This is a genomic window from Rhodococcus sp. DMF-1 (assembly GCF_021441945.1).
GTDB classification, from domain to species: domain Bacteria; phylum Actinomycetota; class Actinomycetes; order Mycobacteriales; family Mycobacteriaceae; genus Rhodococcus; species Rhodococcus ruber.
In genome coordinates, this window is sequence record NZ_CP090442.1 from 3457813 (window position 1) to 3480905 (window position 23093).

A 23093-nucleotide genomic window follows, 5' to 3' on the forward strand; every position below is an offset into this window, starting at 1 on the left:
CGGGTCGTCGACGGGTTCACGGGGCGGCGACGCCGACGCCGCGCCACTCGTCGACGAGCAGGGTGGGTTCGTAGCCCACGACCTGATCGGTCAGGGTGGAGCCGAGCTCGAAGAACACCAGCGGGATCGCGAGCGCGTTGTCGCTCACCAGTTTCGACACGTCGCCGAGCTTGTCGGCACGCGCCTGCAGTTCGGACTCGCGGTTGGCCGCATCCAGAGCCTCCTGGAATCCGGGGGCCGTGCTGCGGGAAGGGTTCTGCGGCGACTGCGCCCCGTACAGCGAGGAGAACAGCAGGGCGGGATCGGACCGGCCGGTGAAGGTGGTGACGAGGGCGTCGGCGTCCCCGCGGTTGAACGTCGGGGAGGCTTCGGACGGCGGCATCGGCTTCAGCTGCATGTCGATGCCGACCTCGGCGAGCTGTTGCTGCACGATCTGCGCGACCTGCACGTTCTCGGGCAGGTTGAGCAGGATGGCGGTGAAGGAGAACCCGTTCGGCAGTCCTGCCTGCGCCAGGAGCTGTCGTGCCCTGTCCGGGTCGTACGGGTAGGCGCCGGCCAGGTCGGGCTCGTAGGCGAAGTAGTCCTTCGGGAAGTTCTGCGTCGCGGCCTCGGCGTGACCTTCCATCGCCGTGTCGGCGATGGCCTGCCGGTCGATCGCGTGCGCCAGCGCCTGCCGCACCTCGAGCTTGCCGAACTCCCCGCGCGAGCGGTTGAGGTTGACGGCCATGTGGTCGAGCCGCAGCGCCGTCTCGACCCGCAGGCCCTGCTGCTCGGCGGCATCGATGGTCAGCGGGGTCGTGATGGCGGCGTGGAGGTCTCCGGAGGTGACGCCGGCGAGGCGGGCCTGCGGGTCGGTCATCACCGTCCACACCACGCTGTCGGCGCGGACCGCGTCGGGATCCCAGTAGCCGGGCCGCGCGGTGAACTCGTACTCGGCGCCCGGCTGCGCGCGGGTGACCGTGTAACGGCCGGCACCGGCCGGGGCGAGGGCCAGCGCGGCGTCCTTCTCCGGTGTCCCGAATGCGTCGGGGTCGACGATCATTCCCGGCAGGTCGGACAGCGCGAGGACGAGTTGCGCGCCGGGCCGGTCCAGGGCGAGCACGACGGTGCGCTCGTCGGGAGTCGTGATGCCGGTGACCCCGGCGAGCATCGGTGCCGTCACCGAGTCCGGTTCGAGCGCGCGGTTCAGGTTGGCCTGGACGGCGGCCGCGTCCACGGGGGAACCGTCGGCGAAGCTCACCCCCTCGCGCAGGTGCAGGGTGAGGGACTCGTCCGTCAGCTCCCACGATTCGGCCAGGCCGGGGACGGGTTGCGCGTCGACGTCGCGGTGCACGAGCCGGTCGTAGACCAGGTTGAGCATCGTGGCGTCACTGGTGATCTTCGTCTTGTGCGGGTCGAAGGAGGACGCGCCGAAGACCGTCGCGTAGCGCAGCGGGATCGCGGGGTCGGCGACGCCCGAATTCTCGGACACCTCGGAGCCGCACGCGGTCACGAGCACCGCGCACGTTCCGAGGGCGGCCGTCCACCGCCGGATGGAAAACCTGCCCGTTGCGACCGGCATCTCGCCCCTTCCTCGAAGCGCTCGCGCGCACAATCGATTTCAGGACGGACGCCGATGCGCACGGCCCTGTTGCCGACCGAACGTAGGGGCTTGTGACGTGCCGCACATCGCCGTTCCCACTGAACGAGACCGTGCGGCAGCCGGTGGTCAGCCGAGCGCGCCGAGAACGGCGGCGTTCACCTCCGCGGCCGGGACCATGGGCATCGTGTGGTGCGTCGCGCCCTCGACGAGCACCGGGCGCAGCCGCGGACTCGCGGCCTCGACCGTGGCCGCCACCGTCGCACTGTCGTGGACCTTGCTGCCGGCCGCGAGGACGACCGTCGTGTCCACGGCGAGTCCGGCGAGGGCGCGGCGGGCGGGACGTTTCGGGACGACGAGCTTGCCCGCCGGGAAGTGCTCGGCACCGAGGGCGACGAGCTCGAGCCAGTCCTCGTCGAGTGACCGGCCGCCGGTCTCCCAGCGCAGGAATCGTCGCTGGCGGTCTCCGCTGGGCCGCAGCAGCAGCGGGACCGCGCGAGCCAGGTATCCGGCGCGCATCCGGGCGAAGCACGAATTCGGATCGAGCAACACCATGTTGCGGATCCGCTCGGGGCGTTCGAGTGCGTAGGCGAGCGCGACCATGGCCCCGTACGAGTGGCCGGCCAGGTGGAACGAGGACAGGCCGAGCGCCGCGGCGACGCCGTCGAGCCACGACCGCAGGTCGTCCACGTCGCGCACGGGCCTTCCGTGCGCGACGCTCCGACCCACGTCACCGATCGGATCCACGGCCAGCACCCGGTACCGGCCGGCGAGCGCGGCGGCGTTGGCGAACCACACCGTCGACGTCGCTCCCCCGCCGGGCAGCAGGACGACCGGCGGCGCGTCGTCGCTGCCGCAGACAGTGACATGCGTTGTGCCGAAGTCCGATTCGACCGTCACCGGACGGACGTCTGCCGGCCATTTCGCCAGCACGGCATCGTAGGCGCGGAGGAACCGTTCCCCCTCGGTGGTGGTTGCGAACCCTGTCGTCGACGCGCGCGGCATCGTCTCCCCCTTCGTCCGGATCAGCCGGTCGGCCCGGCCATACCGTAGAACCGTTCCACCTGCATCCGCAGCACGAGCCGGCGATCGGCGACCATCGCGGCCCGGAACTCGTCCCAATCCGGATGTTCGCCCTGCACCGTCCGGTACAGCGCGACGAGGTCCTCGACGGTGGCATCGTGCGGATCCGCCGCGACGGGCGACAGCTCGGCCGTGCCCTCGGCGACCGCGTACGCCCAGCCGTCGGCGGCGCTGACGTACAGGCTCACGCGCGGGTCGCGGCGCACGTTCGCGGTCTTGGCTCGGCCGTCGGTGACGGAGACCGCGAAGGTCCGGGCGCCCGGGTCGTAGTGGTAGACGATGTTGGACAGCTGCGGCCGCCCGTCCCTCTTCAGAGTGACGAGGGCACCGATCTTCGAAATGGCGAACAGTTTTTCGAGTCCGTCGGCAGTCACGACATCACCATCGCTTTCCGTGGGATCGGTAGCGTTTGACGTACTCCACCCAGTTCCAGGTGGACAGGAACCCCTGCGCTGCCTCGTACCCCTTGGCGAACTGCGCCTCGATCTCCGACTTGTCGATGTCGAAGTCCAGGACGCCGACCTCGGTGGAGTCGACGCGGATCGTGCGGGCGCTCACCCACGGCTGGTTGAGATGCGCCTGGTCGCGGCCGACGAGGACGGTGGTGACGATGCCCTCGATCAGCTCCGGGGAGTCGCCGAGCGCCGAGAACGGACGCAGCAGCCGCAGCGGTGGCAGGACCTTGTCGTTGCCGGCGGGCAGGTTCGGCAACACGGTGACACCGAACGTGGGCCAGCGGGGCTGGTCGGTGTCGATCCGGTCGAGCGAGTCGATGGGGAAGTTCGACAGCAACCCGCCGTCGACCAGCGTCGACCGCAACCCGGATGTGGCCGTGAGTGTCGCAGGCCGGAAGTAGAAGGGGATCGACATGGACGCGCGCACGGCGTCGGCTACCGGTTGCTCGTCCGGGTCGAGCCCGTAGACCGAGCGGTAGTCCCACGGCAGCCGGACCAGCAGCCCCCGCGTGATGTCCGTGACCGTGACCACCAGGCGGTACCGTCGTTCCTCGGGGATCTGCTCGTCGGCGATGCGCAGATCCCCGAACGTACTGATGCCCAGATCCTTCAGTGTGTCCCGGATCCAGGCGTGGGCGTAGTCGCCGCGATAGATGCCCGATCCGCGCAGCACCCCGATCGCGGGGCCCAGCAGGGGAATCCGTTCGACCGGACCGGAGTCGAGGAACTTGTCGTACTCGAGGCCGAAGACGGCGTCGCGCATCTGCTCGCCCGTCCACCCGGCCTTCGATCCTGCCGCGACGACGGCGCCGACCACCGCGCCCGCCGACGTTCCCGAGACCCGGTTGAGCCGGTACCCGGCGTCGGCGAGCGCGACGACGGCGCCGGCCAGTCCGATGCCTTTCACCCCGCCACCGGCGAGGACGAGGTCGGCGGGACCCGCGGTCATCGCCCACCCCCGAGGTCGCGTCCGCCGCTCGGGACGATCCGTTCGCACCCGTCCATGGCCGCCCCCTCCTGCAGCATCCGGGAAAGGAGTCTGGCTCCCCGTGCTCCCACCCTATGCCGCACATCACGGAGCGTCGGCGGTAATCGCAACGTGTCCCCGCTCAGGCCACGATGCTGTCGAGGGCGGCGATGATGCGGGACGGCGCGTGCTTGCTCTCCGTGCGCCGGATCATCCGGATCCAGGTGGCGAGCGGTTCTTCGGGTCTGGCAATCAACTGGCCGAGAACTGCGGCGGAGTTGTCGAGCTGGGTCTCCATGAGCGGCCGCTGCTGCGGTGGAAGAGCGGCGATCAGCGTCGCCGCGTTCCACGCGTTGTCCCGGGCGCGGTCGAGGCTGAAGTCGAGCATGCGGTCCGAACTGTCCCCGAAGTCGCCGAGCAGACCCAGCAGCGGTGAGAACTGCCCGATTGTGGCGCGCACCCGGGGGATCAACGAGGAGAGGATGTCGTTGATGCGGACGAAGTCGTCGTGGAAGCCGGCGAGCGCGGCGCCCTGGAAGGTCTGTCCGGTCACCACAGCGAGGTCGAGATTGATGTGGGCGTTGATGCCGAGCAGCAGGTTCTGCAGGATCACGGCCTGCCCCGAGCGGACGGCGTCGAACGCGACACGCCAGCACCGGGCCGCTGCCGCATCCGCGAGGTAGGCGTCGAAGTAGCGGTTGGCGAACAGGGCGTCGAACCGGCTCATCCGCGGGCCGTCGTCGAACCAGCCGTCCACGATGCGGGTGCGGACCTCGAGCGTCACCTGCCGGTACAGCGCCGCGAAGTACCCGCGCGGGTCCTCGGCGCTGCGGGCGCCGGCCACGATCCCGTCGAGGATCGTGAGCACCTCGTCCACGTTCGTGGCGCGCATGGTTCCCCAGTGTGGCAGGCCGGGTGCGGAATCGGGCACAAGGACGGTCGTTGCGATTGAATCGCAACCGGACGGGTACACCTCGGGCAGTGAAGACCACGACCGGAGGAGCCAAGCCCGTGAACACGCACGTCACCGCGGACACGCTGCGCACGCTGCTCGAGTCGTCGCTCGACGGTGCGACGCTGATCCTGCAGGGCGGCCGGCCGCAGGTCGTCGCCGCGGACGAGCTGAGCGACGAGAACCGCGCGCTGGTGATCGTCACCCGCGACGAGCTGCGCGGGCAGTTGCCGAAGGACCGGGACTACAACGACACCGATCTCGAACTCCACGCCACGACGCTCGAGGCGACGGTCGCGAATCTCGGCGGCTGAACGGCACGAGCCGGCGCGGCGGGGGCGCCCGGTCAGCTCGGCCGGGCGTCGGGATGCTCGCGCACGAAGTTGAGATACGCCTTCGACGGCGTCGGACCGCGCTGGCCCTGGTACTTGGAGCCGACGGCGGCGCTGCCGTAGGGGTGCTCGGCGGGGCTGGTCAGCCGGAACAGGCACAACTGCCCGATCTTCATCCCCGGCCACAGCGTGATCGGCAGGTTGGCGACGTTGGAGAGCTCGAGGGTGATGTGCCCGCTGAAGCCCGGGTCGATGAATCCGGCCGTGGAATGGGTCAACAGTCCGAGCCGGCCGAGCGACGACTTGCCCTCGAGACGACCGGCGAGATCGTCGGGCAGGCTGCACGTCTCCATCGTCGACCCGAGCACGAATTCCCCCGGGTGCAGGACGAACGGTTCCCCGGGCGGGGCCTGCACGAGCGAAGTGAGTTCGTCCTGTCGCAACGCAGGGTCGATGTGCGTGTAGCGGGTGTTGTTGAAGACCCGGAACAGGCTGTCGAGCCGCACGTCCACGCTCGACGGCTGCACCATCGCGACGTCGAAGGGGTCGATGCCGAGACGCCCGGAGGCGACCTCGGCGCGGATGTCGCGATCGGAGAGCAGCACGGGGTAGAGACTAACAACCCGCCCCGGGCGGCCCCGCGGCTCGAGTCCCCCGGCGACGGGGGCAGGCGGCCGGGCTCGGCGACTAAGCTCGATCACACATGGTGCACGATCGGTCCCTCGCGCCGTGCCCGGTGACGGACTGGAGCAACGAGCGTCGCAAAGAGTGCCTGCGCTCCACCCGGCTCGGGCACAGCTGGCGGCGGTTTGGGCGCGCACGCCGCGGTCTCGCGTGGCTGGCGCTGCTGGCGGTCCCGGTCTCGATCCTGGGCGGACAGTACTGGATCCACGACGTCGTCCCCGAACGCGACCGGCTGGCCCATACCCGGCCGCACCTGCATCCGATCTTCGACGCGACGGATCCGGCCGATCGTGCCACCGCGGTGGTGAGCATGGTCGGACTCGGCAATCTCGATGCCACCGACACCGCCGTAGCCCTCCCGGCGCTGGCCGCGCTCGGGCAGGTGTGGGCGGTGCAGTACGACAACACCGGTCTCGACACCGCGGTGATCAGCCGGATGATCGTCGACCACGCGGAGCAGGCCGGGGTGGAACGCGTCGTGCTGACCGGGCACAGCATGGGCGGCATCATCGCCCTCGAGGTGGCCGGGCACGTCGTCGCCGACCCGGGCCTGGATCTGCTGGCGGTGATCCTGGACTGCACGCCCGTCGATCTGCACGCGGTGCGGGCCGACAAGCGCGACGCCGGTGAGGACCTGCTGCGCTGGGTGGGGTGGGTGCCCGGCGCGCGGGAGAGCCGCACCCTTCGATTAGTGGTCGAGACCGCCGCCCGCAAGGACCGCTACGTCGTTCCGCATCCGCACGGCTTCCCCACCGTCGATCCCGGTGGGCTGGTCGACGCGGTCACCGAAGTGCTCGAGGACAAGATCTTCGCCCCCGACGTGGCCAGTACCGGGCTGATCGAGTCCCAGTTCGAGGCCATCGTCGCCTCGGGTGCGCTCGACGATCTGGGGGCGCTGGCGTCACGTCGCGGGGACAGTCGCGGTCCGGCGGTGGTCTTCGTGCGGCCCGGGCGCGGCACCGACGACGACGTCGTCGACGTGGACTACAGCCAGCGGGTGCTGTTCGAGCGGGTCGGCGGTTCGAGGGGATCGCTGCTGGTGGTCCGGTTGGCCGGCACCGGGCACGCCGACCCGATCCAGCAACCGCAGGCCTACAACGCCGCTGTCGCCACGAAGATCGTGCCGTTCGTCGATCGGCTCGCCGAACGGGACACCCGGCCGGTGCAGGCGAGCGGGCGGTGACCGACGCCGCGGTCGACATCCGCGCCGCAGTGGATCGTCGGCGCCGAGAGGGTCAGGTGCCGGTGGCGTGCTCGCCCAGGATGGTGGTCAGTTCCTCCGCATACGCGAGCTGGGTGCGCAGACGCGCGCAACTGTCCTCGGCGCGCCGGTGGAACTCCGCCAGCACGCCGCGGGCGTCGTCGGCCGCCTGCCCGGACGTCGCGGCGTCGGCGATCCGATCGAGAGCGGCGAGCAACTCGCGCATCTCCTCGAGGGTGAATCCGAGCGGCTTCATCCGCCGGATCACCAGCAGTCGCCGCACGTCGTCGTCGGTGTAGAGCCGGAACCCGCCGCTGCTGCGGGCGGACGGGGTAACCAGGCCCACCTCGTCGTAGTGGCGGATGGTCTTGATCGACAGTTCGGTGCGCGAGGCCACCTGTCCGATCTGCATATGCCCCGAATCGATGGTCACAGCCGCACCCTTTCCTCCCGGTCCGCCTCCACCGTAGCGAGCCGTCCGACCCTCGATTCGAACTCTACCCTCACCGGAGGGTAGAGTTCCGCGGGTCCCGCGGACGCGACGACGCCGTCCCGTCCGCGCACGGGTGCCTCGCCCGGTTCCCATCCCACCGCTGGAAAGAAGACCCGACTGTGACCACTCCTGCCGGCAGCGCCCCGGCCGTTCCCGAAGCGGACGCCGATCCCGCCCTCTCGGTGCGCGGCGCGCTGCGCTCCCCGAACCGCCTGAAGACCGAGATCCTCGCGGGATTGGTCGTCGCACTGGCGCTGATCCCGGAGGCGATCTCGTTCTCCATCATCGCCGGGGTGGACCCGCGGGTGGGGTTGTTCGCCTCGTTCACCATGACGGTCACCATCTCGATCGTCGGCGGACGGCCGGCGATGATCTCCGCTGCCACCGCCGCGATCGCGTTGGTCGTCGCGCCGGTGGCCCGTGAGCACGGCTTCGACTATCTCGTCGCCACCGTCATCCTGGGCGGCATCTTCCAGGTGGCGCTCTCGGTGCTGGGGGTGGCCAAGCTGATGCGGTTCATCCCGCGCAGTGTCATGGTCGGCTTCGTCAACGCCCTGGCGATCTTGATCTTCACCGCGCAGTTGCCGCACCTGATCGACGTGCCCTGGCTGGTCTATCCCCTGGTCGCGGCGGGGCTGGCGGTGATGTTCCTGCTGCCGAAGCTCACCTCGGTGGTGCCGGCGCCGCTGGTGGCGATCGTGGCACTCACCGCCGCCGTGCTCGTCTTCGGGTGGGAGGTGCCGAACGTCGGCGATGAGGGTGAGCTGCCCGAGTCGCTCCCGATGCTCTTCGTCCCCGACGTGCCGCTCACCACCGAGACGCTGTCGATCATCGCCCCCTACGCGCTGGCGATGGCGCTGGTCGGCCTGCTCGAGTCGCTCATGACCGCCAAGCTGGTCGACGACATCACCGACACCCACTCGAACAAGACCCGCGAGGGCTGGGGACAGGGCGTGGCCAACCTCGTCACCGGGTTCTTCGGCGGCATGGGTGGCTGCGCGATGATCGGGCAGACCATGATCAACGTCAAGGTCTCCGGGGCCCGCACCCGCATCTCCACCTTCCTGGCCGGGGTGTTCCTGCTGATCCTCGTCGTCGCGCTCGGCGACGTCGTCGCGCTGATCCCGATGGCCGCCCTGGTCGCGGTGATGATCATGGTGTCGGTCGCCACCCTCGACTGGCACAGCATTCACCCCCGCACCCTGAAGCTGATGCCGCGCAGCGAAACCCTGGTGATGCTGGTGACCGTGGTTGCCACCGTCGCGACCCACAACCTCGCGATCGGGGTGATCCTCGGCGTGCTCACCGCCATGGTGCTCTTCGCCCGCCGCGTCGCCCACATGATCAGCATCGAGAAGGTCTCCGAGGTCGATACCGATCACGACGGCACGGTCGACACCCGCGTCTACAAGGTGCACGGCGAGCTGTTCTTCGCCTCGTCGAACGACCTGATCTACCAGTTCGACTACGTCGGCGACCCCCGCCACGTCGTCATCGACCTCACCGGCGCCGACATCTGGGACGCGTCCACCGTGGCCACCCTCGACGCGATCCGGCACAAGTACGCGGCGAAGGGCAAGCACGTGGAGATCGTCGGCCTCGACGGCTCCAGCCTCGACCGCCTCGACCGGCTCTCCGGCCGGCTCGGCGACGGCCACTGACCACCGCTGGGCAGAGCGTCCTCGCCCGATCCGCGGCCCCCACCGACACCACCCATCACGCTCCCCTCCCCGGTATCTGAGCCTGCTCGAACGCCAGCGCATTGCCACGCTGCGGGCCGCTGGACACTCGATCCCGCAGGCGGCCGGGCGCTTGGTCGATCGGCGTCGACTGTCAGTCGTGGCGCACGCACGCGCTACCGGGTGCTCACTTTGATCCCGCCAGGACCGTCTGCTCGACGACACGGATGTTTGGGCGAAGGCGCAGGAAAAGCCGCGCTGCGGTGCGGGAGTGAGCGTCGGACAAGTCCACCTACCGGGAAGTCTTGGTTTTGTTCTTGGCTTTGCCCTGGGCCGTGCCCGCCGTGGGAATCCTCGTCCTGCGGGCGGTACCGGAGGAGGCGGGGACCGCTCCGGCAAGGGCGGCGTGTTGCATGTCGGAGAGCACATCGAACAGCCCTTCCGGGACCTGCGCCAGAATCTCGAGCTGCTCGGCAGTGACCTCGACACCGGGGTCGGGCTCGCAGCTCTTCAGGGCCCTCAGCAGGTAGGCGCGGGCGACGGTGGAGACGGGCAGTTCCTTCTCCGCGGCGAGGGTTTCCAGGCGCGTGTACTCGTCCTCGTTGAGCCGGATCTGGAGGACCTTCGCGCGAGGATTGCGATGGGAGATCTTCGCGGTGGCCGGGATGTCGTAGTCCTCACCCTGCGCGTCGGCTTCGGCGGCGATCCGGGCGATGAGTTCGGCAGGTGGAGTCTTCGTCATCACTGGTTCCTTTCGGTGTACTGACGGAGCAAAGGTCTCTTTCGGAGCGGGAACGCGGTAGCCACCCACAAGGATCCGTCTTCGGGTTCCTCGACGATGACGACGCGTAGGACACGGCCCCCGCTGTCGGAATAGCCGAGAACTTCGAGGGTCATGCCGGAGACGCTGCCCTGCGGGTCGGTGAACACAACTCGGTCGGGGTCGTGCAGCGCCTGGTAAACCCGGAGGCGGGTCAGCTGGTGTTTGCCGTAATGCCCCTGGTCAAGGTCCACGTCCTCGGGTCGGAAGTCGTCGGGTTCCACCACCCGTACTACAGATGCGCAGAAATTGTATTACAAAGTGGCGGGGGCGGCCGCGCCGGAACTGCGCTATCGACCGCATCCGTCAAGCCGGACGGGGGGCGTGTCCTCACCCCCAGTTCGCACAACCGACCAACCCCACCACACGGCAACCACGCCGCCACCGACGCCGAGCACCGTGGGTTGACCCCTCGGGTGGACACGGGGTCAGGCGGGGTGCTGTCACCGGAACAACCAGCCGGGACCCCGCCCCGGGACGGCCGCGACGTCGGTGACCGTCCCGAGAGGATTAGGATCGGCAATTTGAGCACCGGTCCTTGGCACAACCGATCTGATGATCGACAAACTTCGTCAACTCAGTTCTCATCGGTGTGATTTCGTACCAATGCCGGCCGTCGTCCGCGTACTACGCGAGCAGGTCGACCGGCCCTCCGTTTTGGGGGCCAGTCGACCTCCCCTCTGCCCGTGCATACTTCGGTCTGCTCGACGACCCGCGGTCGCACCGGCCGTGGAGTGGCGGACCTTACTCACAAGGACGCAGGTGTACCTGTCACGGTGCGGTTCCGGACTCAGGGTTGACGGCCGCCAGCGCGGTGTTCAAGGTCTGACTCGGCCGCATCACGGCCACGGTCTTGTCCCGGTCCGGCTTGTAGTAGCCGCCGATGTCAACCGGCGCGCCCTGCACCTCGATCAGCTCCCGCACGATCGTGTCCTCGTCCCTGGCCAGCGCCTCGGCCAGCGGGGCGAACTGTTCTGCGAGTTCCGGGTCCTCGGTCTGCGCGGCAAGTTCCTGCGCCCAGTACATCGCGAGGTAGAACTGGCTGCCCCGGTTGTCGAGCTCGCCGGTCTTGCGCGACGGGCTCTTGTTCGTCTCCAGCAGCTTGCCGGTCGCTGCATCGAGCGTGTTTGCCAGGATCTTGGCGCGCTCGTTGCCAGTCTTGATGCCGAGGTCCTCCAGGCTTACGGCCAACGCCAGGAACTCACCGAGCGAATCCCAGCGCAGGTGGTTCTCCTCCACCAACTGCTTGACGTGCTTGGGCGCCGACCCGCCGGCGCCCGTCTCGTACAGGCCGCCGCCCGCCATCAGCGGCACAATCGACAGCATCTTGGCGCTCGTACCGAGTTCGAGGATCGGGAACAGGTCGGTGAGGTAGTCACGCAGGATGTTGCCGGTCGCGGCGATAGTGTCCATCCCGCGGATCAGCCGCTCCAGCGTGTACCGCATCGAGCGCACCTGCGACATGATCTGGATGTCGAGGCCCTCGGTGTCATGATCCTGCAGGTACAGCTCGACCTTCTTGATCAACTCGTTCTCGTGAGGGCGGTACGGGTCGAGCCAGAACAGGACCGGCATACCGGAGTTGCGTGCCCGGGTGACCGCGAGCTTGACCCAGTCGCGGACCGGCGCGTCCTTGACAGTGCACATGCGCCAGATGTCACCCGCCTCGACATGCTGGGTGAGCAGCACCTCACCGGTGTCGACATCGACGAAGTTGGCTTCGCCCTGCTCCGGAATCTCGAAAGTCTTGTCATGCGAGCCGTACTCCTCGGCCTTCTGCGCCATAAGCCCGACGTTGGGGACGGTACCCATGGTCGTCGGGTCGAACGCGCCGTTGGTCTTACAGAAGTTGATGATCTCCTGGTAGATGCGCGCGAAAGTAGACTCCGGCATGACCGCTTTCACGTCCTTGGGTCTTCCGTCGGCGCCGTACATCTTGCCGCCTGAGCGGATCATCGCGGGCATCGAGGCATCCACGATGACGTCGCTGGGTGAATGGAAGTTCGAGATGCCGCGGGCGGAATCGACCATGGCCAACTCGGGACGGTGCTCATGGCAGTTGTGCAGGTCCTGATTGATTTCGTCGCGCTGCGTGCTGGGCAGCGTCTCGATCTTGTCGTACAGGTCGCCGAGACCATTGTTGACGTTGACGCCCAGTTCGTCGAACAGCTTCTGATGCTTGGCGAAGGCGTCCTTGTAAAAGGTCTTCACCGCGTGGCCGAAGACGATGGGGTGCGAGACCTTCATCATCGTCGCCTTGACGTGGAGGGAGAACATCACGCCCGTCTTGCGCGCATCCTCCATCTGCTCCTCGTAGAAGTCGAGCAACGCCGTCTTGCTCATGAACATGCTGTCCATGATGTCGCCCTCACCCAGGTCCACCTCGGGCTTGAGGACGATCGTCTCGCCGCCCTCGGTCACCAGCTCCATCCGGACCTTGCGCGGCCGGTCCAGCGTCATCGACTTCTCGCCGTGGTAGAAGTCGCCGTGCCGCATGTGCGCGACGTGGCTGCGTGAGGCCATCGACCACTCGCCCATGCTGTGCGGGTGCTTACGGGCGTACTCCTTCACCGCCCGGGGTGCGCGCCGATCGGAGTTGCCCTCACGCAGGACCGGGTTGACCGCACTGCCGAGAATCTTGCCGTAGCGCTCCCGGATGGCACGCTCCTCTTCCGTCTTCGGGGCGTCCGGGAAATCCGGGACCTGGTAGCCCTTGCCCTGCAGTTCCTTGATGGCGGCCAGGAGCTGCGGCACAGACGCGCTGATGTTAGGCAGTTTGATGATGTTGGTCTCGGCCAGTTGCGTCAGACGACCCAGCTCGGCAAGGTTGTCCGCGACGCGCTGCTCTTCCGTGAGGCGGTCGGGGAACTCGGCCAGGATCCGCGCCGGCACCGAGATGTCGCTGGACTCGATCTCGATGCCCGCGGCACCAGCGAAGGTACGCACGATCGGCAGGAAGGCGTAGGTCGCGAGCAACGGTGCCTCGTCGGTCAACGTGTAGATGATGGTCGACTGCTTATCGGCGCTCATTCTTGTCTCGTCTCCCACGTCAGTTCGGTCCGCTTCACGAAGTGCTTTGCGTGCGGTATTGCATCGAGTATCAGGCTACGTGCGAGAACACAAGAACCATATTTACCCGCCAGTAGCGCGAACTCCGCTAACAGGCTCCGACAGCCCGCTGACGGCAAGCACCCGATCGTGCGCCTGCTCTCCCGTGACGCGAACGCGAGTCGGCGCACCCCCGGGTGCACGCCCCACCGTGACCGCCGACGGCCGTCCGGCTCAAACCCGGCTGTGGATAGTCCGGTCGGCGGCGGTACCCCTCCCCTGTCGAATTTCCGAAAGCGCCCTTTGTCTCAGTGTGTTCGGTGTGATCATCGCGCTTGCCGCACCGGTCGACTCCTCCGCGCGTTGCCGACCCTCCCGACGTCGAACGATTCGATGATCCGTTGTGACGGTAAGGATTACGGTCGTCTCATCCTCGGCCCGACCCGCCTCGTCGGCATCGCCTGATCAGCATCGTCGTCGTTACACCACCCAATAGTTTTGTCGCTCTACCGGGCCTGTGCATGGGGCAGGACTGCGTTGACCGTCGCGGCGATCCGGCTCCGCCGCACCAATCAGCAAATCGGCGAGTCGTACGCGGACTCGCTCAGCGCGGGCGAGTGGGACAGTCCCGAGTTGCACCAGATTAGTGTGCCAACCCTGACCGGGGATTCGCGATGCCGAGGGAATCGAGGATGTGCACGGCGTCGTCGGTGAGCGGATCGAAGGCGGTGTGCTCGTGGCCGGCGATCGTGATGGTGACTTCCTGCAGGGGACGCAGGGTCCGCACGATCTTCCGGATCGACATCCCGGTCGCGTCCTGCAGGTAGCGTGAGATCGCCAACGCGGCGAACACGATGGTCAGGTGCGCCTCGATGGAATCGCGGGTGTGGCTGAAGATCGGGCGGGCCCGTAGGTCGGTCTTCGACATCCGAAACGACTGCTCGACATGCCACAGATCGTGATACTTCGCCATGACTTCCTGTGGATTCATCAGCGAGACAGGCAGGTTCGTCACGTAGCCTTTCAGCCCGATCAGGGAACGAGCCCGGGCCAGAGCATCGGTATCGAGGATTTGCCCTTCGCGGTGCTCTTGACGAACCGCGGTGCTCTAGCAGCACGGGTGCCGTCGACGACCTCCCGGGCCCGGGTTTCCTGCGCGTTCAGAGTCTGGTTGTCCCGCAGGGCACGCTTGGTCGAGTACGCCCAGATCGCCCGCCACGCCGTCGTGTCGGCCGGCTCCCACACCGGCTCGCTGCGACGGGTAAGGTCGTTGACCGTGCTCTTGGCGTGCCGTGGGGTGACGGTGTCGATGACCTGCCCGTCGGTGAATACGTCCCCGTTCCAGTGGAAATGACTGGCCAGATCCGCCGGCGCCTTCGTCACCCGCGATCCGACGATGAACTTCAGTCCGGCGGCATCGAGATCCTTGAGATTCGTCGCCGACAACATCCCGGCGTCGGCGGCGATGACCATTTCCACCCCCTCGATATTGTGGCGGGCCTGGAACTGTCGCACGATCGGTACGATCGTGCGGGTCTCGGCGTGGTTTCCTTCGAAACATCCGATCTCCAAGGGGAATCCGGTGCGGTCGACGAGCAGCCCGACGACGATCTGCGGGTCGACCCGCCGCTCCTTGGAGTAGCCGACCTTACGGAGCTCGTCTTCCTCTCCGCTTCGAAATACAAGGTCGTGACGTCGTAGAGCAGCAGGTTCAGATCCCCCGTGGTGGCGGCATGCTCGAACCTGAGTTGCACCAGGTAAGTCGGTTTCCGGGGTAGTCGCGGACATTTGTGCAGGTAGCGGCGGTGCGTTGCCGGAAAGTGGCACACTAACGGCTCGGTAGACTCCGCCCCGTGGCCGCCTACATCCGCAAAGTCCGCACCGCCTCGGGAGCAACCGCGGTGCAGATCGCGGCCAAGCAGGGCCGCCGCGACAAGGTCCTCGAGCACCTCGGATCGGCCCACACCGACAGCGAACTCGCCGCCCTGCTCGAAACCGCTCGAACCAAACTGCTCGCCGGCCAGCAAGAGCTCGACCTCGACCTGGGCACCACCAGCTCTGCACCGACAATCACCGGGAAACGCTCCCGCTGGCTGATCGAGGTCATCGCTGCGGCCTGGCGACGTCTCGGCTTCGATGCGGTCGACCACGACGCGTTCTTCCAGCTCGTGGCAGCCCGGCTCGTCGAGCCGACGTCGGTTGCGGATGCGGGCAGAGTGCTGCGGGAGATCGGGATCGCCCCGGCCCACCGCAACACCTTCGTGCGGACCCTGCAACGATGCATCGCCCACGGGTACCGCGACGACATCGCACGACGCTGCTTCGAGCATGCCGCCACCACGGGGGATCTGAACCTGCTGCTCTACGACGTCACGACCTTGTATTTCGAAGCGGAGAGGAAGACGAGCTCCGTAAGGTCGGCTACTCCAAGGAGCGGCGGGTCGACCCGCAGATCGTCGTCGGGCTGCTCGTCGACCGCACCGGATTCCCCTTGGAGATCGGATGTTTCGAAGGAAACCACGCCGAGACCCGCACGATCGTACCGATCGTGCGACAGTTCCAGGCCCGCCACAATATCGAGGGGGTGGAAATGGTCATCGCCGCCGACGCCGGGATGTTGTCGGCGACGAATCTCAAGGATCTCGATGCCGCCGGACTGAAGTTCATCGTCGGATCGCGGGTGACGAAGGCGCCGGCGGATCTGGCCAGTCATTTCCACTGGAACGGGGACGTATTCACCGACGGGCAGGTCATCGACACCGTCACCCCACGGCACGCCAAGAGCACGGTCAACGACCTTACCCGTCGCAGCGAGCCGGTGTGGGAGCCGGCCGACACGACGGCGTGGCGGGCGATCTGGGCGTACTCGACCAAGCGTGCCCTGCGGGACAACCAGACTCTGAACGCGCAGGAAACCCGGGCCCGGGAGGTCGTCGACGGCACCCGTGCTGCTAGAGCACCGCGGTTCGTCAAGAGCACCGCGAAGGGCAAATCCCTCGATACCGATGCTCTGGCCCGGGCTCGTTCCCTGATCGGGCTGAAAGGCTACGTGACGAACCTGCCTGTCTCGCTGATGAATCCACAGGAAGTCATGGCGAAGTATCACGATCTGTGGCATGTCGAGCAGTCGTTTCGGATGTCGAAGACCGACCTACGGGCCCGCCCGATCTTCAGCCACACCCGCGATTCCATCGAGGCGCACCTGACCATCGTGTTCGCCGCGTTGGCGATCTCACGCTACCTGCAGGACGCGACCGGGATGTCGATCCGGAAGATCGTGCGGACCCTGCGTCCCCTGCAGGAAGTCACCATCACGATCGCCGGCCACGAGCACACCGCCTTCGATCCGCTCACCGACGACGCCGTGCACATCCTCGATTCCCTCGGCATCGCGAATCCCCGGTCAGGGTTGGCACACTAATCTGGTGCAACTCGGGTCGTCTTCCTCTCCGCTTCGAAATACAAGGTCGTGACGTCGTAGAGCAGCAGGTTCAGATCCCCCGTGGTGGCGGCATGCTCGAAGCAGCGTCGTGCGATGTCGTCGCGGTACCCGTGGGCGATGCATCGTTGCAGGGTCCGCACGAAGGTGTTGCGGTGGGCCGGGGCGATCCCGATCTCCCGCAGCACTCTGCCCGCATCCGCAACCGACGTCGGCTCGACGAGCCGGGCTGCCACGAGCTGGAAGAACGCGTCGTGGTCGACCGCATCGAAGCCGAGACGTCGCCAGGCCGCAGCGATGACCTCGATCAGCCAGCGGGAGCGTTTCCCGGTGATTGTCGGTGCAGAGCTGGTGGTGCCCAGGTCGAGGTCGAGCTCTTGCTGGCCGGCGAGCAGTTTGGTTCGAGCGGTTTCGAGCAGGGCGGCGAGTTCGCTGTCGGTGTGGGCCGATCCGAGGTGCTCGAGGACCTTGTCGCGGCGGCCCTGCTTGGCCGCGATCTGCACCGCGGTTGCTCCCGAGGCGGTGCGGACTTTGCGGATGTAGGCGGCCACGGGGCGGAGTCTACCGAGCCGTTAGTGTGCCACTTTCCGGCAACGCACCGCCGCTACCTGCACAAATGTCCGCGACTACCCCGGAAACCGACTTACCTGGTGCAACTCAGGTCAGGACAAATGTCCGCGACTACCCCGGAAACCGACTTACCTGGTGCAACTCAGGCGACCTTGTCGACCCGGGCGATGCGGGTGGAGACCCTCGAGGTCGAGTACGCCCTGCTCGCCGTCGACGATGCGGCGGGCTCGGGCGAGCAGCACACCGAGTTCGGCATCGGTGTGCGCCGACCCGACGTGTTCGATGATCTCGACCCGGCCGCGGTTTTTGCGGGCGACCTGGACCGCGACTGCTCCGGACGCGGTCCGCACCTATGTCACGGCCGGGACGCTACCTGATTAGTACCCCAATCCACCCGACGGGAACGGAGAACATGCAGGTCACGGAGCCGGACATCGATCTATCCGTCGGTAATTCCCTAACTCGGGCGGCGGGAATTTTGGCCAGACGCCGTTATGCCCTCCAGGCATAATAAGTTTCGAGCACTGCCGCATTCACTAACTGAGTCGCGATGTCATCCATGATCCAGAGTACCTGCTTAGATAGGTCGTCCCATTCCGGTCGGCGAATGTAGCTTTCGTCGCCGTGAGCGATCTTGTTGCGCGCATCGACCAGTTGATCGTCGATCAGGTCGGCGAACTCTTCGTATCTCGAAGCGTCGCATCCCACCGAGGTGAGGATTTCGGTCAGCACCTTGGAAGATAAATTGGATTCCGTGCGTACCGCATTGCCACTTGTCGGTATCCGAGCGCGCTCTGCGGACCGCTCTCGCATGTCGCGGACGAACTCTGCTTGTATTTGGACCTTGCGGGTGTCGCTGACCTCAAATATTCGTCGGCGCAACGCAAGTGCAGCGAGTTCGGGCCGCAATTGTTGGATGGACAATCGCTTTGAGGCTAGATAGCTCAGATAGTAGCTGCACGCATTCTTGACGAACCCTTCCCAGTGAGCATAAAGAAGTGCAACGGACGAACGCAGCAATGTGCGCTCAAACTCATCGCCCTTCATTCTTGAATTAAAAAGGAATATTTCCCGTTGCCGCCAAGATAGGTCTTCAGATATGCGCTCGAATAGCTGTTCCGCGGTTCGGATAGACGCGCTCATTTTGCAAAGAAGTTGCGGGCGGCGGGCAGTGTCTTCGGGAGCCTTGTAGACGCACGGATGCCACTCCCGGAACCGCCTCGGAAGTCTGAGTTCCTCCACCACTCGACGATCCGCTGACGGACTGAACCGGGACTCTGGCTTTCGAGGGCCGTCCATTCAGTGACATTTTCGCCGATTCCAGTTGAAATGGACTCGAAAGCTGAGACTGAGAATGCACCCATAAATCGGCCGTTGTCCACGCGTTTGAATGAGTCCTCGCCCATTGTTTCTGCTAGGAGTTTGTATGTTCGACGGAACTTTTCTGCTTCCGCTTCGCGGTCAAAACGGGGGTCGTCGATTGTGTCGAAGATCTTAGTTGACAGAAAGGAGTCGATGTTCCCAATTCGTTTCAGTTCCTCGTTTGAACTTCGATGTAATGCGAAGAATCGGCAGACGAGTTCCATATCGTAGGCTTCGTCGTATAGGCGATCGCTAATGGTGATGACTTCTTGGAAATTCGGGTCTACCCTAAGAGATTCCAGCCATTCGTAGAGTGATGAATCCCGCATGATTAGCTGTGCATTTCGAATTTCCTGTGCAGAAAGCGGACTTCCGCCCGTATTGAGGCGGTCGAAAAGCTCGAATTTTGCCCGTTCATCGCTCTCGGGGAGCAGAACCTTGACGTCAATCTTGGCTCTTTTGAATGCAAGCCGTTGCCCGGGCGTAAGCGTGCGCTCTGCCTTTTCGTTGGTGTCGTCGTATCCGACGCCTTCGAGTTGGTGGAGATATTGAGTTGCCACGAGTACGCTCGGTTCGCAGAGTTCGTCGCCTTCACCATCCTCTTTGCGAAGCTCGCCCATGAATTCAAGGATGGTGCTGATTCGTTGGAGTCCGTCGATCACTTCCCAAACGCCGTTGTCCCGCTGGAGTACGAAGATTGACGGAATAGGGATTCCAAGCAGGATGCTCTCCACGAGGCGTGACTTCTGGTCATCCTCCCAGCGGAACAACCGTTGGAATTCCGGCCGGATGACAAGCTCTTCGTCGCGGTAGATACTTGCGATCTCGCCGACCGACATGGAGAGGGCATCGGCGCGGATGGTCTGACGCGCGGACTCGATCTCTTGTTGGAGAGTTCGCTCACTCACTTGGACCGCCTTCTTGCAAGAGGGGTGGCTGGTTCGCACATCGTACTTTGATCGAGTTTCCGCCGTCGATCGCGGCGTCTCCGGGAATGAAGAAGGGCGCTCCCGCGATTGGGAACGCCCTCTACCTGTTGAAATGCTGGAGCCGATGACGGGAATCGAACCCGCGTATTCAGCTTGGGAAGCTGATGTTCTACCATTGAACTACATCGGCACGCTGGGCTTTTGCCGTTTCTCGGCTTCGTCCCAAGCTCGTCGCACACTGTAGCAGACTCCGCGCGGCCGTTGTCACACCGACCGGGATGGTCCCGCGTCCAGCGGGCCGTGGTTGCGGCAAACGCCGAGTGGCGACGTCCGAAACCACCCGTTCGCCGCCGGATCCTCCCGCTCGGACGAGACGACAGCGGCGCGTCGTTCCCCCACACTGAAGGCATGAAGGCCACGGGGGAACGGTCCGAGGCGTCGGAGCTGGCTCGGTTGCTGCTCGACGAGGTGGGTGCGGCGACCGGCGGCGTGCAGGCGGTGCACCGCCGCATCTCCGACCGGGTGTTCGGGGCGGTCGCGCTGGGAGTCGGGACACCGGCACTGGCGGTCAAGGCCGCGCACGACGCGATCACCGACGGGGTCTATTCCGTCATCCGAGAGGCCGCGTCGGCGACGGGGAAGCTGGCCGAGTTCGGGCTCGCGGAGTCCACCGGGGACCGGGTGCCGTCGGAGACCGTTCGCGGCGCGATGGCGATCGCCGCGGTCGACGGGCTGATCGGGGACGTCCTCGAGTCGGAGGGATCGCCGCTGGCGCTGCCGATGTCGGTGCGGGTGGACGGGCGCGCCGTGCCGCTCACGGCCGAGGCCCTCGCCCGCGCGTTCCCGCACGCGGCCGGCCGCGTGGTGGTGTTCGTGCACGGATTGATGGAGACCGAGGCGACGTGGCGGTTCGGCGGTCGCCGCACCTACGGCGAACGGCTCGTCGACGATCTCGGATGCGCATCGGTGTTCGTGCGCTACAACACCGGCCGGCACATCTCCACCAACGGTCGCGAGCTTGCGGAGCTGCTCGACACGCTCGTGCGGGTGTGGCCACGCGAGGTCGAACAGATCGCGCTCGTCGGTCACTCGATGGGTGGACTCGTCGCGCGCAGCGCCTGCTTCTACGGCACCGAGAAGGCGTGGACTCGTCTTGTGCGGCAGGTCGTTTCGCTCGGGTCCCCGCATCTGGGCGCGCCGCTCGAGCAGGCGGTGCACTATGCGAGCGCGGCGCTCGTCGCGATCCCGGAGGCGAAGCCGTTCGGGACGCTGCTGCGACGGCGCAGCGCCGGCATTCGCGACCTGAACCGGGGCGCGGTCGTCGACGAGGACTGGTCCGGTCGCAACGCGGACGATCTGCGCCGCGCCGTGTGCCGGGAGGTGCCGCTGCTCGACGGGGCGATGCACTGCTTCGTGACGGCGACCCTGACCCGCAGTCCGCGGCATCCGCTGGGGCGGTTGCTCGGGGACGGGCTCGTCCTCGTGCCGAGTGCGTCGGGGAACGGCCGGACCCGGCGCATCGGCTTCCGCACGGAGGACGGCATGCACCGGGCGCCGGCGCATCATCTGACGTTGCTCAACGACGACGAGGTCTACCGGCAGCTGCTGATGTGGCTGCGCACCGGGCCCGAAGGATCTAGACCAGGGGACGACCCGTCCGGATCCGCCGGCGCAGATCGGCCATGAGCAGCCGGTAGGGCGCTTCACGCAGCGCCACCGGGACCCGCGAGTTGACCGCACCGAGGGTGCGCATGAGCCGGTCGAAGCGGCGCTGGTCGCGCGGGCTCCACGGCAGCCGCATGCGGTCGCGGAACACCGGGGGCAGGAAGCCGGTGGTGAGGAACAGGTTGAGCCGGCCGAACAGCAGCGACACCGGGCGGGGCAGGAAACGCATGGTTGCGATGGCGTAGAGGTGCTCGCGCACGACGTCGTCGATGTCGACCGCGGCGAGCGCGTCGTTCCAGTACTCCTCGAACGCCTCGCGGTCCGCGGGCCACAGGTCGGGCCTGACCTGCAAGGTGGTGCCGAAGGCGGCGCCCTTGCGGTAGTACCAGTCGACGGCCTCGGCGGGGATCGGCCCGTAGAGCGCGTTGTGCACGTCCTCGAATCCGCGGTAGATGCATGCGGCCACCCACAACTGCAGTTCGGGGTCGAACGCGTTGTACTCGACCGGGCTGGTCTCGGTGGAGCGGACGTGCCGGTGGGCGGAGTTGACGGCGTTGCGGTAGAGCTTCTTCTCCTCTTCGGTGCCGGTGGCCGCGACGGCCAGGTAGGTGAGGGTTGTGCGGGTGCGCTTGATCGGGTGGTCGAACAGTCGGCCGGAGGCGACGCGGCTCTCGACGACGCCGTACCCGACGCCGGGGTGGGACAGCTGCATGATGACGTTCGCCGCGCCGGCCATGAGGCCGATCCCATCCATGACGTCGTCGAACTCCGCGGGCTTCTCGAGGGTGGTCACAACGTCGATCCCTTCGCCCTTCCGGAATGTGAGCACGACTGTACTCACATATATGATCGGGGTAAAGAGGTCTCCTGCGAAGATGGACGGATGGTGACAGGACGGCTCTACGGAGGACGCGGGGGAGAACAGCGGCAGGCGGAACGACGGGCGCAGCTCATCGAGGCCGGGCTCGACATCCTCGGCGGACCCGAGGGCGATCACACGCTCTCCGTCCGCGGCGTGTGCAAGCGGACCGGCCTGGCCTCACGCTACTTCTACGAGAACTTCGCCGACCGCGACGAACTCACCGTCGCCGTGTACGACCACGTCATCCAGCGCATCGCCGAAAGCACCCTGCGGGCGGTGACGGAGGCGCCGCGCGACGAGCGGGCGGTGGTCCGCGCCGGCGTGGCGAACATCGTCCACGAGGTCGCCGAGGATCCGCGCCTGGGCCGGCTCGTCTTCTCCGTCAGCCAGGCCAACCCGCATCTGGTGAGCCGACGACTCGAGTCGTCACGCATGTTCGCGGGCCTGGTGACGGCGCAGGCGGTGGACTTCTTCGAGGTGAGCTCCACGCCGCGGCTCGACCTCGCCGCCCACTTCGTCGTCGGCGGCCTCGCCCAGGTCCTCACCGCGTGGCTCGAGGGCGACAGCCCGCTCGGCGAGGACGAGGTGATCGAGGCGTGCACCGACTTCCTGCTCACGATGTCGTCGCAGGCACGCTGACGCGGCCCCGCCCACTCGTGCGGGAGGCATCTGCTTTCGTGCCCCGGTCGACCGAGACATGGCCGTGATGCCAGGGTATGTGCGGTAGTCCCGCCCCGAGCGACGAGGCGAAGTGCTTCACCGATGTGTTCGTGGCCCGGCCTCGGCCGCCGTCGGGCCGGTGAACTGTGCGTGCACGATCATGAATTCGGGCAACATGCTCCCCGCGGCTGTCGCCCGACGATGGGACCGTTCGAGGTTGTACGATCGGACGCGGCGATGGATCTCCGCCGAGGTCACCGTCTCGGTGGCCTGAACCGCCCCGCCCACGGGGCTGATGGTTCCTTCCCCCTGC

18 protein-coding genes, 1 tRNA gene, 4 pseudogenes and 1 riboswitch are annotated in these 23093 nt (G+C 66.6%); of the genes and pseudogenes, 6 read left to right on the forward strand and 17 right to left on the reverse strand.

What is annotated here, in order from left to right; genetic code table 11:
* Positions 1-16 precede the first annotated feature (16 nt).
* From LZP97_RS15655 to LZP97_RS15675, 5 genes are all read right to left on the reverse strand, one after another.
* Entirely contained in the window at positions 17-1561 is a 1545-nt protein-coding gene (locus tag LZP97_RS15655; RefSeq protein WP_210063012.1) for an ABC transporter substrate-binding protein, read from the reverse strand.
* Positions 1562-1708: 147 nt separating this feature from the next.
* The gene (locus LZP97_RS15660; protein WP_017679929.1) at positions 1709-2584 is read right to left on the reverse strand and encodes an alpha/beta fold hydrolase; all 876 of its coding nucleotides are present in this window, start codon (positions 2582-2584) and stop codon (positions 1709-1711) included.
* A 20-nt stretch (positions 2585-2604) separates the two neighbouring features.
* Positions 2605-3036 carry a PPOX class F420-dependent oxidoreductase gene (locus LZP97_RS15665; RefSeq protein WP_054374457.1) on the reverse strand — a complete coding sequence of 144 codons (432 nt, stop codon included), beginning with the start codon at positions 3034-3036 and terminating at the stop codon, positions 2605-2607.
* A 4-nt stretch (positions 3037-3040) separates the two neighbouring features.
* The gene (locus LZP97_RS15670; protein ID WP_234574754.1) at positions 3041-4066 is read right to left on the reverse strand and encodes a patatin-like phospholipase family protein; all 1026 of its coding nucleotides are present in this window, start codon (positions 4064-4066) and stop codon (positions 3041-3043) included.
* A 160-nt stretch (positions 4067-4226) separates the two neighbouring features.
* Positions 4227-4976, reverse strand: coding sequence for a DUF5995 family protein (locus LZP97_RS15675; protein WP_234574756.1), 750 nt, complete (start codon positions 4974-4976; stop codon positions 4227-4229).
* A 119-nt stretch (positions 4977-5095) separates the two neighbouring features.
* Here LZP97_RS15675 and LZP97_RS15680 point away from each other — a divergent pair, with 119 nt between their 5' ends.
* Positions 5096-5350, forward strand: a complete 255-nt coding sequence (locus LZP97_RS15680) for a hypothetical protein (RefSeq protein WP_003934611.1) — start codon at positions 5096-5098, stop codon at positions 5348-5350.
* 32 nt (positions 5351-5382) lie between these two features.
* Here the strand turns inward: LZP97_RS15680 and dcd are convergent, their stop codons facing one another.
* Positions 5383-5973, reverse strand: coding sequence for a dCTP deaminase (dcd, locus tag LZP97_RS15685; RefSeq protein WP_003934612.1), 591 nt, complete (start codon positions 5971-5973; stop codon positions 5383-5385).
* Between the two features lie 98 nt (positions 5974-6071).
* On the opposite strand from dcd, the gene LZP97_RS15690 reads away from it, so the two are divergent.
* Complete coding sequence (locus LZP97_RS15690) at positions 6072-7235, forward strand: alpha/beta fold hydrolase (protein ID WP_234574758.1); 1164 nt, start codon at positions 6072-6074, stop codon at positions 7233-7235.
* A gap of 52 nt (positions 7236-7287) precedes the next feature.
* On the opposite strand, the gene LZP97_RS15695 is transcribed toward LZP97_RS15690, so the two are convergent.
* Positions 7288-7665, reverse strand: a complete 378-nt coding sequence (locus tag LZP97_RS15695) for a MerR family transcriptional regulator (protein WP_234575075.1) — start codon at positions 7663-7665, stop codon at positions 7288-7290.
* A 200-nt stretch (positions 7666-7865) separates the two neighbouring features.
* On the opposite strand from LZP97_RS15695, the gene LZP97_RS15700 reads away from it, so the two are divergent.
* Positions 7866-9407, forward strand: a complete 1542-nt coding sequence (locus LZP97_RS15700; RefSeq protein ID WP_234574759.1) for a SulP family inorganic anion transporter — start codon at positions 7866-7868, stop codon at positions 9405-9407.
* 310 nt (positions 9408-9717) lie between these two features.
* On the opposite strand, the gene LZP97_RS15705 is transcribed toward LZP97_RS15700, so the two are convergent.
* The 4 genes and pseudogenes from LZP97_RS15705 to LZP97_RS15725 all read right to left on the reverse strand — a co-directional run bounded on the left by LZP97_RS15705 (position 9718) and on the right by LZP97_RS15725 (position 15081).
* Positions 9718-10167 carry a hypothetical protein gene (locus LZP97_RS15705; protein WP_234574761.1) on the reverse strand — a complete coding sequence of 150 codons (450 nt, stop codon included), beginning with the start codon at positions 10165-10167 and terminating at the stop codon, positions 9718-9720.
* Entirely contained in the window at positions 10167-10469 is a 303-nt protein-coding gene (locus tag LZP97_RS15710; RefSeq protein WP_234574763.1) for a hypothetical protein, read from the reverse strand. The genes LZP97_RS15705 and LZP97_RS15710 overlap by 1 nt, the downstream gene beginning before the upstream one ends.
* A 547-nt stretch (positions 10470-11016) precedes the next feature.
* Entirely contained in the window at positions 11017-13275 is a 2259-nt protein-coding gene (locus LZP97_RS15715; protein WP_234574764.1) for an NADP-dependent isocitrate dehydrogenase, read from the reverse strand.
* 661 nt (positions 13276-13936) lie between these two features.
* Positions 13937-15081, reverse strand: a pseudogene (locus tag LZP97_RS15725) (IS1634 family transposase).
* Between the two features lie 65 nt (positions 15082-15146).
* Here LZP97_RS15725 and LZP97_RS15730 point away from each other — a divergent pair.
* Positions 15147-16714 (forward strand): annotated as a pseudogene (locus tag LZP97_RS15730) (IS1634 family transposase).
* 20 nt (positions 16715-16734) lie between these two features.
* On the opposite strand, the pseudogene LZP97_RS15735 reads toward LZP97_RS15730, so the two are convergent.
* The 5 genes and pseudogenes from LZP97_RS15735 to LZP97_RS15755 form a co-directional block, all read right to left on the reverse strand.
* Positions 16735-17283, reverse strand: a pseudogene (locus LZP97_RS15735) (IS1634 family transposase); the annotation flags it as partial.
* Between the two features lie 201 nt (positions 17284-17484).
* Positions 17485-17652: pseudogene (locus LZP97_RS15740) on the reverse strand (IS1634 family transposase); the annotation flags it as partial.
* A 142-nt stretch (positions 17653-17794) separates the two neighbouring features.
* The gene (locus tag LZP97_RS15745) at positions 17795-18445 is read right to left on the reverse strand and encodes an MAE_28990/MAE_18760 family HEPN-like nuclease (protein ID WP_267966262.1); all 651 of its coding nucleotides are present in this window, start codon (positions 18443-18445) and stop codon (positions 17795-17797) included.
* Complete coding sequence (locus tag LZP97_RS15750; RefSeq protein ID WP_234574774.1) at positions 18442-19572, reverse strand: DUF262 domain-containing protein; 1131 nt, start codon at positions 19570-19572, stop codon at positions 18442-18444. Before LZP97_RS15750 ends, LZP97_RS15745 begins: the two co-directional genes overlap by 4 nt.
* Positions 19573-19709: 137 nt before the next feature.
* A tRNA-Gly gene (locus tag LZP97_RS15755) sits at positions 19710-19783 on the reverse strand.
* Positions 19784-20001: 218 nt separating this feature from the next.
* Here LZP97_RS15755 and LZP97_RS15760 point away from each other — a divergent pair.
* Positions 20002-21279, forward strand: coding sequence for an esterase/lipase family protein (locus tag LZP97_RS15760; RefSeq protein ID WP_234574775.1), 1278 nt, complete (start codon positions 20002-20004; stop codon positions 21277-21279).
* Here LZP97_RS15760 and LZP97_RS15765 read toward each other — a convergent pair.
* Entirely contained in the window at positions 21230-22051 is an 822-nt protein-coding gene (locus LZP97_RS15765) for an oxygenase MpaB family protein (RefSeq protein WP_234574776.1), read from the reverse strand. The two genes, LZP97_RS15760 and LZP97_RS15765, sit on opposite strands and share 50 nt — an antisense overlap.
* Before the next feature lie 90 nt (positions 22052-22141).
* Here LZP97_RS15765 and LZP97_RS15770 point away from each other — a divergent pair, with 90 nt between their 5' ends.
* Complete coding sequence (locus LZP97_RS15770; RefSeq protein WP_003934622.1) at positions 22142-22759, forward strand: TetR/AcrR family transcriptional regulator; 618 nt, start codon at positions 22142-22144, stop codon at positions 22757-22759.
* A gap of 245 nt (positions 22760-23004) precedes the next feature.
* Positions 23005-23092: riboswitch (Fluoride riboswitch) on the forward strand.
* Position 23093 lies beyond the last annotated feature (1 nt).